Raw genomic sequence first — 12,647 nt, forward strand, 5'->3', positions numbered from 1 at the left:
CTTTTACAACTTTATAAAATTATTTTTAGATTAAAATGGATATACATCGTTAATGTAACCGTCAGTAATCTCAATAGTTTCATTTCCATTTACAGCGGTAAGAGAGAACGAACCTTTAATTTGATTAATTCCAAAACCTGTTAAATGCTCATCAATTTTAAATATCCCAGATGTTTTATATTCAATAAACTCACCTATGCTAGGATCATACCTTGAAAAAGAGATTTTATTGTATGTACTATTCTCATCAAACTGGAAACTCCCTATAGAATCAACATCACCATAAATGATAACATAAGATATACTATATTCGTTATCGCTATAGTGGTTATAAGAACGAGGACTACCAGCAAAACCTCCAGAAGAACTTGAACTAGTAGCATACCAATTGTTCCCATCAACTACGGCAGAAACTTCTAATCCAGATATTTGAGGCATAATTTCTCTATATTCTACATTAAAACTACCCTCGGCATATCGAGTTTCTGAATCAATATCATATTCATCTTCATATAAATTTCCAGAGAATTTAGCTGCTACTCTCTTATTAGCTTCATCAATACCTATCAGTTCAAAATTAAAATAGTTAGATTTAAAATATTCGAAAGCCCAGTACGAATTCGGAAATCCACCAGATCCACTTTCATTAGCAAGTGCAGTTGCTGAACCTAAATTTCCATATACATTGAATTGAACACCAAAACTATCACCACTATCTGTAGTACCAAGAACCTCCATTGTATTTTCTGATCTTAACGCAGTCCAATTAGAAATATTAACATCTTGGTTTTCAAATTTGTACAAAAAAGAGTCTTTATTATCAATTTCATTAGAATTGCTATCACTTGAACAAGAAACAATAAATAAAAACAGAAATAGAGCACTTAACGCGTTTAGAATTTTCATGTAATTTGGAGTTTAATTCGTTTACCCCAAATATACCAAAATAACTAACTTAAAAAAGAATAGTCTTACAAATTAACCAACTTTATCAGGGTTATTTTTCACAAAACTAGCCCAACCAGAGTAACTCTTACCAACTTCAATTCTTCCTGAATTATAAAAGTGACACACCGCTGCGGCTAAGCCGTCGGTAGCATCCAAGTTTTTTGGCAAGGTTTTTAACCCCAACAACCCTTGTAGCATTTTTGCCACTTGTTCCTTACTAGCATTTCCGTTACCAGTAATAGCCATTTTTATTTTTTTTGGCAAGTATTCAGTAATAGGTATTTGTCTGCTTAAACCTGCTGCCATAGCTACGCCTTGCGCCCTGCCTAACTTTAACATACTTTGTACATTTTTGCCATAAAAAGGTGCTTCGATAGCTATTTCATCTGGGTGATGAGTATCTATAAGCTCAATAGTACGTTCAAATATAAGTTTCAGCTTTACGTAGTGATCATCATATTTTTTTAAATCCAGTTCATTAAGCTGTAAAAAACTCATTGTTTTTCCAACAACTTTTATGAGTCCAAAACCCATAATTGTTGTTCCTGGATCTATCCCTAATATTATTCTTTCTTTTTGCATCAATTTCCACAAAAATAGCAACCACTTAGTGATATAGATACACCAAAAGTTACAGTTAGTAAATTACCATTAAAAGCACCAAAACCATCAGATACAGGATTAAAATCTTTTCCGAAACCAAAAATATAAGATGTATCCATATATAAGGTTAGGTTATCTGAAACACCATAGTGCAATTCTAAACCTGTTACAACATTTATAAATGAGACATTATTGTTAGCATAATCCCCTAATGGTTTTATCATACTAACACCAGGTCCTGCATGCAGAAACACACCCATTCTTTGCGAAAACGATAAAACCCCAGAAGCATCACAAACACCTTGTAAATTGATGCGAGAGTAGTTTAACTTAAATTCTGGCGACGTATTATCATTTGAGATCCTACTAAAACCATAATCTAATTTTGCCCCTAATTGCGATGTAAACATATACTGCATACCCAAATTTACAGCAGGAAAGTTAATAGGCTTCCCTTTAAAGGTGGTAACAAATCCACTTGAAGACGGACTACTTACCCCTACTGCGATTTGTGCTTTAATCTTGCTGGTATCGACTTGTGAAAAACCATTGAAACCCCCAACAAATAATAGCACCAAAAAACTAATAGATTTAAGTACGTTTATTTTTGGGTTCATAATTAGTTTAATGATTATTTTGCAATTGGAAATGCTATATAACTCGGTACCATACAAAACTAAACAATTCTTTTTTGTACTTATTAAATTAAGTATCGTGGTTGGAGCGGGATATTTTATTTATGAAAAGCTAACTAACAACAACACATTAAGTTTTTCAAGTTTTATTCAATTTACATCAAAAAATGGTGTTTTTACCCCAAAACAGGTCTTTTTTTTAATGATTTTATCCATTTTTAATTGGTTTTTAGAAACCTTAAAATGGCAAACCTTGGTAAATCCAGTGAAACACATCTCTTTTAAAAAAGCGCTCGAACAGAGTTTGGGAGCTCTTACCGCATCTCTTTTTACTCCAAATCGCATAGGAGAATACGGTGCCAAAGCTATGTATTTTATTCCTGCTCTAAGAAAGAAAATCATGCTCACAAACTTAATTAGCAATGTACTTCAAATGAGTATTACCTTTATACTTGGCATTATTGGTTTTACTGTATTCGTTACTAAATATGATGTTGGAATAGACTATTACAAAATTGCCAGATATGTTTTAATTGGGTTACTAATTCTGGTTTTTGCGCTTTTGGGCATACAGAAAAACCGATTTAAAATAAGAGGGTTTTCTATTGAAAAATTGAACATTTTTTTAAAGGGTTTCCCAAAACTCAGACTCTTATTGGGTTTATTATTATCACTTTTTCGTTATGTTACCTTTTCATTTCAATTCTTCTTTATACTTCGTTTATTTAATGTAAGCATATATTATTTTGAAGCTATGACAGTTATAACCTCTATGTATCTAATTTCATCTATAATACCATCTATTTTTATTTTTGATGCTGTTATCAAAGGTAGTGTTGCTGTTTTTTTATTTTCATTTTTAAACATCAACCCACTTATTATCATATGTACCGTTACCTTGATGTGGATTTTAAATTTCGTTATCCCAAGTTGCTTTGGTAGCTTTTATGTACTAAATTTCAAATTGCCTAAAAACGAATAAATGGCCGTTTCAAGTATTATCATTACCATCTTATACCTACTCTTAATTGGTGGGTTTATTTGGGGTTTCGATAAAGTAAAAAGTGGTGTATTAACTGATAGTCCTGCCAAAACCAAATTTTCTATTATTATTCCCTTTAGAGATGAGAGTAAAAACCTGCCACAATTATTACAATCTATTTATCAATTAAATTATCCAAAACATCTTTTTGAAATACTTTTGGTGGATGACGACTCCACAGATAATTCTATAGAAATTATAAACACATTTTTAGAAGCGTCCACCAGAGGCAATGCTGTAACGGTCACTATCAGAATTATCAAGAACAAACGTGTATCTAACTCTCCTAAGAAAGACGCCATATATACCGCCATAAATAGTGCAACACACCAATGGATTTTAACAACTGATGCCGATTGTATCTTACCTGAATTTTGGCTGGATTGTTTTGATGCTTTTATACAGCAACACAACCCCACATGTATTGTAGCTCCTGTGGCTTACACTGATGACAACACATTTTTAAGCCGTTTTCAACAATTGGATTTTTTAAGCCTTCAAGGTGCTACAATAGGTGGTTTCGGTATAAAAAAACCTTTTTTGTGTAATGGTGCGAATTTCGGGTATACAAAAGCTGCTTTTAGAGAGGTAGACGGTTTTAATGACAACAATACCATAGCAAGTGGCGATGATATTTTCCTTCTAGAAAGTATCATAAAAAAATATCCCACTTCAGTAAAATACTTAAAACATGAACATGCTATTGTAACTACAAGGCCCCAACCAACTTGGCAACAATTAATTTCCCAACGCTTGCGTTGGGCAGCAAAAACCGGACATTACAACAATTGGTTTGGTAAATTTACCGGGGCGATTGTTTTCCTTATGAACTTCACATTTATTGCTCTCCCTATGGGTTCGCTATTTGGATTTTTTAATATTAAAGTATGGGTGTATATTTTAATTATTAAATTGAATATCGACTTTTTATTACTTTATAAAACCTCGGCATTTTTCAATCAACGAAAGGCATTTCGAAGTTTTTTAACCAGCTTTTTTCTCTATCCCTTTTTTAGTGTGTACATAGTCTTTCTATCTGTTTTTAAAAGCTATGATTGGAAAGGAAGAACTTTTAAAAGATAATTTATTAGATTTAACAAGATGAAAGTATTTGATAAAACTACCAATCCTGCTTTTACAAGTTATTTTTTTAATAACGATGAATCTGCACCAAAAACAATGACAGTTACTGGGATTTTTATCAAGTCTATGTTGTCCATAATCCTAATGATCATCATTTCTGTAGGTATTTGGAAACTTTACAGTGAAGGTCATACCATAAAATGGTATTCTATGGGAGGTATGTTAGCTGCCATTATTATTAGCATAGTAATTTCGGTAAGGCAACATTGGGCACATATTTTAGTACCTCTTTATGCTATTGCCAAAGGTTTCTTTCTTGGAGCTACTACAGCTTATGTACACGCTAGGTTTCCTAATTTTCCTTACCAAGCCATTGGCATTACCATGATAACTTTTTTTGTTGTGCTTGTACTGTACCAAACCAGAATAATTGTTGTTACTAAAAAACTGAGAAGTATAATAATTACAGTTGCTGCCAGCATCTTTGTAATTTACATTATCTCTTGGATTTTGGGATTTTTTGGAATAAAAGTATTTATATGGGGCACCTCATGGCCCGCAATAATTTTTAATGTTGTGGCTGCTATTTTTGCAGCATTATCCCTGTTACTGGATTTTGATTATATAGAACGCCACAAAAACAAATCTCCTAAATATAAAGAATGGTTAGCCACTTGGGGGCTACTGGTAACACTGGTTTGGCTGTACTTAGAAGTATTGCGTTTAATGCGAAAACTAGCTATTAGATTTTAATCTACCTTCACGATTAAAGGCAATTCAAATTCCGTTGTCACAGGTTGGCTTCTCTTAATTGCAGGGTTTATTTGTGGTAACACCTCTAAACTTTGCAGTATTAATTTTTCCAGTTCAGGTATTTCGGCCTTTGTAAGCACATCCATTTTAGCGTCTAGTAAAGTAATCTTACCAGTATTTGTGGCTCTTAACTTCAGCATTAAAGTATCATTAATATCTTGCGTTACTACTATTATCTGCTTCTGAAGAAAGGCACTAATCTCAGCATATACAGTACTTTCAAAACAGGCTTTTTTATCAGTTTTAGACATCAGGCTATCACACCGAGGAAAACTTGGGTACATATCTACCTCATCCCAATTAAATGTTTTTAGGTCTTCTTTTAAGATAGCTTCTGGCGTAGTTTTTTTTACATTAAAGTAATCGCAGGAATATACCACTAAAACTAAAAGAATAATATAGCACTGTCTCATTAATAGCTTATGAAACCGAAAAGTACAATTTTTTTGAAATTATATGTAATATTTATTTCAAGATATGCTTTTAGTCTGTCCCATCTTTTTGGTCTTTAAACTGTTCTTCTTTTAATTTACTTATGTAATGGTCTACCATTTCGTTCATTCTACCATTTGGAAATTTCTTTTTCACAGCTTCAAAAGCTTTTATTTTAGCATCATAATCTTCATAATATTTTCCTAAAATTACAGCTAATTTAAAATGTAGAAATTCATTATCTGGCGATTCACGTATAGCCTTTTTTAGAGCCTTTATAGCCTCAGGATATTTTTTTTGGTAACTAAATGCTTTTGCTAGAGTACTATACTCTTGGTGTAAGGGCTTATCTAAAAAAGAAAGTGCTTTACTTAAGAACTCCTCTGCTTTAGGGTAATTTTCCAATTCAAGATAATAACCACCTATTGTATACAGCGCATCAGTATCAGTTGGGTTGTACTTTAATGCCATTAATCTATATTTTAAAGCTTCTTTGTATTGGTAATGATACCCATAGCAAAGACTTAACTTTTCATAAATAAACTCTGAAGTTTCTCCAAGTTCTATTAATTGTTTGAACCATTTACCTGCCTTTCTGTAATCTTGTTGCCAATAGTATTTTTGGGCTTTTAAATTTATGAGTTCAATATTCTTAGGATAGGTTTCCAGTCCTATTCTTATCAAAGAATCTACTGCAGTGTATCTACGCTTTTGTAAATTGTATTTAGCGACTTTATAGATAGCTTTTTGATGTGTTTTATCTAAATTAAAAGCTTTGATAAAACTTTTAATCGCCAAGGAGTCTTTAATTTGCTCTTGTACCAAACCCAGCTCATAATGGTAATTTGGGTTGTTTCCATGTATAGAAATTAGTGTTTTATACATTACCAAAGCTGTTTCAAAATTTTTAGTCTTTGAAAGTAATTTTGCAAATTCGTATTTCAATAAAATGTTATCGGGATATGCCTCAATAGCAGCTTCAAAATTGCTAAGAGCCAGATCATAATTCCCTATTGCTACATATGCTTTTGCTATTTTCTCAAATACTTCATCCTGATTTTTATGTAATTTATAATGGTTAATAGCTTTAGTATAATTTCCATTTAGGAATAAACTATCTGCAATGTTTAAAACCGAAGTTTGTGCTTCGGTTTTAAAAAATAGTGTTAGAAACAATAAAAAGATTATTCTCATCTAATCTACTACTTGAAAAACTATTGGTAATGTATATGGTACGTTTACTTTTTTCCCTTTTTGTTCTCCTGGAATCATTTTTGGCAAAGCGTTAATAACCCTAATAGCTTCTTTTTCCAGTTCTGGGTGTGGAGCCCTTGCCTTTACATCTATTATATCTCCTTCTTTACTTATCTTAAAAATCACATGAATACGCTGTCTGCCTTTTAAATTTAAATCTTTGGCAAGTTCAGTATTGAAATTTCTATTTACAAACCTTGAAATAGTTTGAGAGGTACATTTTTTTCGTTCTTCATTAAGTTCAGAATCACATTCAGGAAAAGTTGGCGCGTATTCAATAGCGTAAAAGGGCACTTCAACTCCATTAAACATCTGTTCTCCTTTATTTAATTTGGTTTCAGGCCTATTACTATCAAATTCTATACTTTTCCCATTTATTTTTAAAATAATCTTATAATATTTATCAGTCCCTGGCACTTTTCTATTTATATAATCTTCTAATATTTTTGTTTTGGCATCAGTTGAAAGCTCTTTAAAGCTACTTACCTTCAATGTTATTACACCATCTCTAGTGATTTCTTTAATCTGGCTATCTTCTATTTTATCTTGCCTAACAATTTCTTTTGTTTCTTCCTTTGCACAAGAACTATAGATAAGCATTATTAAAATTACAGGAAGTAGTATACCGTATTTCCATAAATTTTTTTGTTTCGATTTTGATTTTTGTAACATAATAATTCGTTTTTTGATTAATGATTGTTTAAAAAATGGATTGATGAACGAGACATTTTTAGTCTCAAATACTTGTGATAGTAAATTTTGATAGTATTGGGGTTTTCCCTGATATTGCAATGCTTTAGCATCAGCTATGTATTCGTGTATGGTCTGAATTCTTCTTTGGTAGACATAAACCAAGGGGTTATACCAAAACATAATTTTAAGCCCCTCAAAAAACAACAAGTCTAAACTGTGTTTTTGTTTAATATGAATCGTTTCATGTTGAAGTATGGTCTCCTTTTCTTTTGCTGGTATATTGTCCCCGAGAAAAACATAGTTAAAAAAAGAAAATGCAGATACACTATCGGGAAGCTGTATAATGGTATAATTTCCTTGACGTAGTTTCGGACTTGTTATTATCAATTTTATGATTCTAAAAATCTTGAAGAAAAATAATACAGCAACTAGAGTCGTTCCCAATATAAACAGGGTTTTCCACGACATAAAATTTGCTGTTTCAGGAACTACAGCATCCAAACGAATTTTAGAAACAGCATCTGTTTTGGTCGCTCCAATAAATATTTCTGGTAAGTGAATTATATAATCCTGTGGAACTATCTCACGAAATTGAGGTATTTTAATCAACGGAAGTAGTGTAGATAAAACTGGAGTTATTAGGAGATAACACCTATTCCAATTAAAAAATGTCTCTCTCTTTAAAAACGCATCGTAAATGATTAAAAAGAGTAACTGAAATACTATGGTTTGTATGATATAATGTAGCATTTTAATTCTCCTTTTTATTAATATCCTTTAAAACGGCTTCCAAGTCTTTTATATCCATATCATTCTTTTTAACAAAAAAGGATACCATACTTTTAAAAGACCCTTGAAAGTAATTGTCTACCAATTTATTTATAGATTGGTTGCTGTAGTCTTGTTTTGCTATTAGGGGAAAATAAACATGCCCTTTTCCTTGTTTTTCATAATCTACAAACCCTTTATTTTCTAAAATCCTAACTATTGTGGATACTGTGTTATATGCAGGTTTCGGCTCTGAAAATTGCTCTATTATGGCTTTTACATTAGCTTTTCTCAATCGCCACAAAATTTGCATGATATCTTCCTCTGCTTTTGTAAGTTGTTTCATTTTATTGTGAATTACAGTGTTCAACTAAAAAGTTAGTTGAACAAATATAACTAAAAATTTAGTTTCAACTAATTTTTTAGTTTAAAATGTAACATAATAGTTATAAATGCGTCTTAATTAATAGAAACAAACATTTATGGACATTATTTTAATACTAATTGCTGCACTCTTTATGTTGCTTGGTATTATAGGTAGCTTTTTACCCGTATTGCCAGGCCCTATTACCAGTTGGATAGGTTTACTCATTATACATTTTACAGATGCAATTCCAATGCACACAACTTACTTGGTAATTACATTTATAATTGCAGCTCTTATATGGGTGTTAGATTATATTATTCCCGCCATAGGCACCAAACGTTTTGGAGGCTCTAAATATGGCATGATTGGTACCACTGTAGGTTTAATTATTGGATTATTATCCCCTATTCCTGGTAGTATTATTATTGGACCTTTTGTTGGTGCTTTGGTAGGTGAGTTAATTAATAAAAACGATTCTAAAACTGCTATAAAAGCTGCTTTCGGTTCCTTTATTGGGTTTTTAACCTCAACCTTTTTAAAGTTTATTGTAGCTGTGATTTTTCTAGGATTGTATGTTGGCAAATTAATCGAATATAGTACCCCTCTTTTTGGCATATAGCTATAATGAAGTAGCCCTGTGGGTCTCTCACCTCCACAGGGCCTGTAAATTGCTATTATCAACAAAAAAATCGAGGGATTAATTAATCTGATATGTTGACAAATCAAAGATACCAATAAGTTTTTTCTTCCAGCTGCGGAAAAACCGTAATATTGTTACGGTGAAATCGTAAGGTATTGACATGTAAACACTTACAGAGATTTAAAAAAGCTACTTGTTGTCGAAAAAAATATTTTAACAAAAAAACAAGACTTGCTTTAATTATATAAAACCTTGCCTACGGGCAGCATTAAGTAAGGATTCATCCTGTCCGTCTTCAATATCAAAAAGTTCTTTCAATTGCTTTTTTCTTTTCTCTACAGCACTTAAAGATATATCTAGATGTGATGCTAAATTTTTGGTTTTTACACCTTGAGATAGTAAATACAATATTTTTCTGTTTTTGTCATCAATCACAATATCACTAGTAATCGATTTTCTAATAAAACTATTTACGGTACCACTGTAAAAGGGAGGATTGTTAATTACAGCCTGGAAAGCACTCGCTAATTCACTTGATGTTAAATCGCTCTTTATCAAGAATCCTTCTGGGTCTATATTTTTTATGATGTTGTGGATCCTAAAAGATTCATTAAACATTGTAAGAATTATAATTTTTGCATTTGGCAGTACTTTGCGTACGTATTCCGCTAGGTCTTCCCCAGAATTCATACGGCCATCAGAGGATGGCGGTAAACTTATATCTACAAACAATAAATCGTAGGGTAAGTTATTATCTACGGCTTTACTGATATAGTTTAATGCTTCATCACAATTATTAGCTATGTCTATATCTAACTGTTGGTGATCTTTTTTGGTAAACTGTAGTGTATTTTGATACCCTTCGATAATAATAGGGTGATCATCAATCATTAAGATTTTTATGTTTTCGGGCTGGTTCATAAGTTATAGGTATTGGGTTGGAACCTTAATACTTACGGTTGTTCCTATATTTTTTTCTGATGCAATATGCAAAGTGCCATCAAGTTCTTTAATTCTAGCATTCATGTTTTTAAGACCTATACCAGACTTCGCCTTATTCACATCAAAACCAGAACCGTCATCTTTCACTTTTAAGCAAATTACGTTATTTTCTAGTCTTATCCCAATATTTATTTGTTTTGCATTAGCGTGCTTGTGTATATTATGCAATGTTTCCTGCAAAATACGGTATATGTGAATTTTAGATTTATTGGATACACCATCCCAATTTATGGTATCATCATAATTTAAATCATAGTCTAATTTATATACTGTGGTTTGTGTTTCTACCATAGATTTTATGATGTCTATAAAACCTGCACCAGAAACAAAATCTGTGTTTAATTCATGAGATACCTTTCTAATATCGTCCTCAATGGTTTTAAGTTCGCTTATGTATTGTCCTCTTGTTTTAATAGCTTCAGTTGTGTTATTTAAATTCAAGCTATCTAAACTTAATCGAGTACCAAACAACCTGCCCAAAACCCCATCATGAAGCTCTTGGGATATACGCTGTTTTTCTAGTGTTCTTGCTTCTTCTACTTTTTCGTGTTCCCCTAACATTAAGTTGTATATTTCCTCGTTAGCTTCTTGTTGTTGCTTTGCAAATTTTAATTCCTTGTTCTTTGCCCGTTGGGATATGATAATATAGATAAGCACCCCAGATACTAGTAAAACACTAGATAGTATAAAGAGCCACATACGTTCTCTGGCTATACGAATATTTTCTTGCTCTATTTGTTGTGTTTCAAAGCGTATTCTTGCTGATTTGTTTCTAATATTTCGTTCTGCTTTCTGCAGACTATCACTGAGTTTAACATAAGCCCTAAGATGATCCGCAGACTTTTCCCCGTCTTCTATTTTTGATAGAAGTATTAAAGATTTTAAAAGGTCATCATTATGGTATTTATCTGAAATCCTTTTAGCTTTATAAGCATAATATCTAGCAGAATCCTTTTCTCCTTTATTATTATAGTACTCAGCAAGATGTTGGTTTATAATTATAGAATTATAATTGTCGAGACTAATACTTTCTGCAATTCTCAGAGCTCTTAAGTAGAGTTCGGGAAGTTCATCATATTTTTTTGATAACAAAAGTGTATGTGCATAATTGTCAAGAACTAGAGCGTAAAAGTCAGGTCTCTGATTTACTAAATCCTCATTAGCTAGTATTTTCTCAAACTCATTGACAGCAAGTTCGTATTTACCTGATCGTCTGTAGGTCTTAGCCAGATTATTTAATGAATTATCTATACTTGCTTTGAAATCTCCAGATAAATTTCGTTTGATATCCAGTGCTATAAGGTAATATTTAATTGACTCCTCAAATTGTTCTAATTCGTCATATACAATACCTAAATTATTATAAGCATAAGCTATATATTGTTTAGCTTTATTAGATTCATCTAATGACTCTAAAAGAGATATTACTTCAATTGAAGTAACTTCACTTCCTAAATAATCTTTTTCATTTTTTTGAATTACCGCAATACCATACAAGGTCATACCTAATTCTAAGTCCTTGTTTAATTTTCGAAAAATTTTTTCTGCTCTGTGGTAGTAGGTATATGCACTATCCGATTGACCTGTTGTCTTTCTGTATATCTCTCCAATCGAATAGTGTGCTTTAGCAACAAGAAGCGAGTCTTGTATATTTTTATTCCTAAGATAATGTGTTTGAATAGAATCAATTAAATCTAAACTCTTTTTTTGACAGTTTGCAAAACCAAAAATGAAGAAAATAAATATATAAAAAAGAGAAGATTTCAAATTAATAGCTATTAATACATTTAATCAAAAATATTTATAATTTTTTAATTAAAATAAAAAAGGTTCCCCTAATAATTTAGGGAAACCTTATATCTGTACTTAGATGAAGTTCTACTTAATCATCCGCATTACCTCCGGTATATATCTTCGGTTGTGTGTTTGGGTCTGTCAATAAATCATCTTCATTTAAATCTTGTTTTACACAAGAAGTTAATGATGCAAATAATACTGCTAAAATTAATGTAATTTTTAGGGCTTTCATATGTATTCAATTTTAAGGTTATACAATTTTTCTCTTAACTTTTTTAGTCAAAACCAAATACATGTTGATCTTGACTGAGGGAAAAATGGATAATTAATTAAAATCGAATGCAACGAAGCAAACGAAGCTATTTTCTTTTGAGGGGATTTGAGACCGAGGGGTCAAAAAAAGGATTAATTAAGCTTTATTTATGAGCGGAGGGATATATTGCTCTAAAGCACTGCTAAATTACGTTCAATACATACAATAACTACAAAATAATCGATGAAATGTAATTTTTATCGATGAAATACATGAAATATATATGCTATATATAAATAATGACAAATACGAACAAC

The 12,647-nt window shown here is 31.6% G+C and carries 14 protein-coding genes; 4 read left to right on the forward strand and 10 right to left on the reverse strand.

All coding sequences use genetic code 11. From position 1 onward, the window contains the following. Positions 1-30: 30 nt before the first annotated feature. The 3 genes from JS605_RS01910 to JS605_RS01920 all read right to left on the reverse strand — a co-directional run bounded on the left by JS605_RS01910 (position 31) and on the right by JS605_RS01920 (position 2,168). Entirely contained in the window at positions 31-906 is an 876-nt protein-coding gene (locus JS605_RS01910) for a hypothetical protein (RefSeq protein ID WP_203255989.1), read from the reverse strand. Positions 907-978: 72 nt separating this feature from the next. Continuing rightward, the gene (ruvC, locus tag JS605_RS01915) at positions 979-1,530 is read right to left on the reverse strand and encodes a crossover junction endodeoxyribonuclease RuvC (protein WP_203255990.1); all 552 of its coding nucleotides are present in this window, start codon (positions 1,528-1,530) and stop codon (positions 979-981) included. Further along, positions 1,530-2,168, reverse strand: a complete 639-nt coding sequence (locus tag JS605_RS01920) for a cell envelope biogenesis protein OmpA (protein ID WP_203255991.1) — start codon at positions 2,166-2,168, stop codon at positions 1,530-1,532. The genes ruvC and JS605_RS01920 overlap by 1 nt, the downstream gene beginning before the upstream one ends. Before the next feature lie 31 nt (positions 2,169-2,199). On the opposite strand from JS605_RS01920, the gene JS605_RS01925 reads away from it, so the two are divergent. From JS605_RS01925 to JS605_RS01935, 3 genes are read left to right on the forward strand one after another with little or no spacing between them, the layout of a single operon-like run. Next, positions 2,200-3,168 (forward strand): lysylphosphatidylglycerol synthase domain-containing protein, encoded by a 969-nt coding sequence (locus JS605_RS01925; RefSeq protein ID WP_203256723.1) that lies wholly within the window; start codon positions 2,200-2,202, stop codon positions 3,166-3,168. Then, positions 3,169-4,311 carry a glycosyltransferase family 2 protein gene (locus JS605_RS01930; protein ID WP_203255992.1) on the forward strand — a complete coding sequence of 381 codons (1,143 nt, stop codon included), beginning with the start codon at positions 3,169-3,171 and terminating at the stop codon, positions 4,309-4,311. Between the two features lie 18 nt (positions 4,312-4,329). Further along, positions 4,330-5,064 (forward strand): Bax inhibitor-1/YccA family protein, encoded by a 735-nt coding sequence (locus tag JS605_RS01935; protein ID WP_203255993.1) that lies wholly within the window; start codon positions 4,330-4,332, stop codon positions 5,062-5,064. Here the strand turns inward: JS605_RS01935 and JS605_RS01940 are convergent. From JS605_RS01940 to JS605_RS01955, 4 genes are all read right to left on the reverse strand, one after another. Next, positions 5,061-5,537 (reverse strand): hypothetical protein, encoded by a 477-nt coding sequence (locus JS605_RS01940; RefSeq protein ID WP_203255994.1) that lies wholly within the window; start codon positions 5,535-5,537, stop codon positions 5,061-5,063. The genes JS605_RS01935 and JS605_RS01940 overlap by 4 nt on opposite strands. A gap of 70 nt (positions 5,538-5,607) precedes the next feature. After that, positions 5,608-6,750: a tetratricopeptide repeat protein gene (locus JS605_RS01945; RefSeq protein WP_203255995.1), complete on the reverse strand. Its 1,143-nt coding sequence runs from the start codon at positions 6,748-6,750 to the stop codon at positions 5,608-5,610. Beyond that, a complete protein-coding gene (locus JS605_RS01950; protein ID WP_203255996.1) occupies positions 6,751-8,253 on the reverse strand; it encodes a M56 family metallopeptidase in 1,503 nt (500 codons plus the stop codon). Between the two features lies 1 nt (position 8,254). Then, complete coding sequence (locus JS605_RS01955) at positions 8,255-8,617, reverse strand: BlaI/MecI/CopY family transcriptional regulator (protein WP_203255997.1); 363 nt, start codon at positions 8,615-8,617, stop codon at positions 8,255-8,257. Between the two features lie 136 nt (positions 8,618-8,753). Between JS605_RS01955 and JS605_RS01960 the strand changes: the two genes are divergently transcribed. After that, complete coding sequence (locus JS605_RS01960; protein WP_203255998.1) at positions 8,754-9,257, forward strand: DUF456 domain-containing protein; 504 nt, start codon at positions 8,754-8,756, stop codon at positions 9,255-9,257. A 261-nt stretch (positions 9,258-9,518) separates the two neighbouring features. On the opposite strand, the gene JS605_RS01965 is transcribed toward JS605_RS01960, so the two are convergent. The 3 genes from JS605_RS01965 to JS605_RS01975 all read right to left on the reverse strand — a co-directional run bounded on the left by JS605_RS01965 (position 9,519) and on the right by JS605_RS01975 (position 12,309). Next, complete coding sequence (locus tag JS605_RS01965) at positions 9,519-10,199, reverse strand: response regulator (protein WP_239000230.1); 681 nt, start codon at positions 10,197-10,199, stop codon at positions 9,519-9,521. 3 nt (positions 10,200-10,202) lie between these two features. Beyond that, positions 10,203-12,047 (reverse strand): tetratricopeptide repeat-containing sensor histidine kinase, encoded by a 1,845-nt coding sequence (locus JS605_RS01970; protein ID WP_203255999.1) that lies wholly within the window; start codon positions 12,045-12,047, stop codon positions 10,203-10,205. Between the two features lie 115 nt (positions 12,048-12,162). Further along, entirely contained in the window at positions 12,163-12,309 is a 147-nt protein-coding gene (locus JS605_RS01975) for a hypothetical protein (protein WP_203256000.1), read from the reverse strand. Between the last annotated feature and the right edge of the window lie 338 nt (positions 12,310-12,647).

Origin of the sequence: Hyunsoonleella ulvae (assembly GCF_016827605.1) — a bacterium.
Taxonomy (GTDB): domain Bacteria; phylum Bacteroidota; class Bacteroidia; order Flavobacteriales; family Flavobacteriaceae; genus Jejuia; species Jejuia ulvae.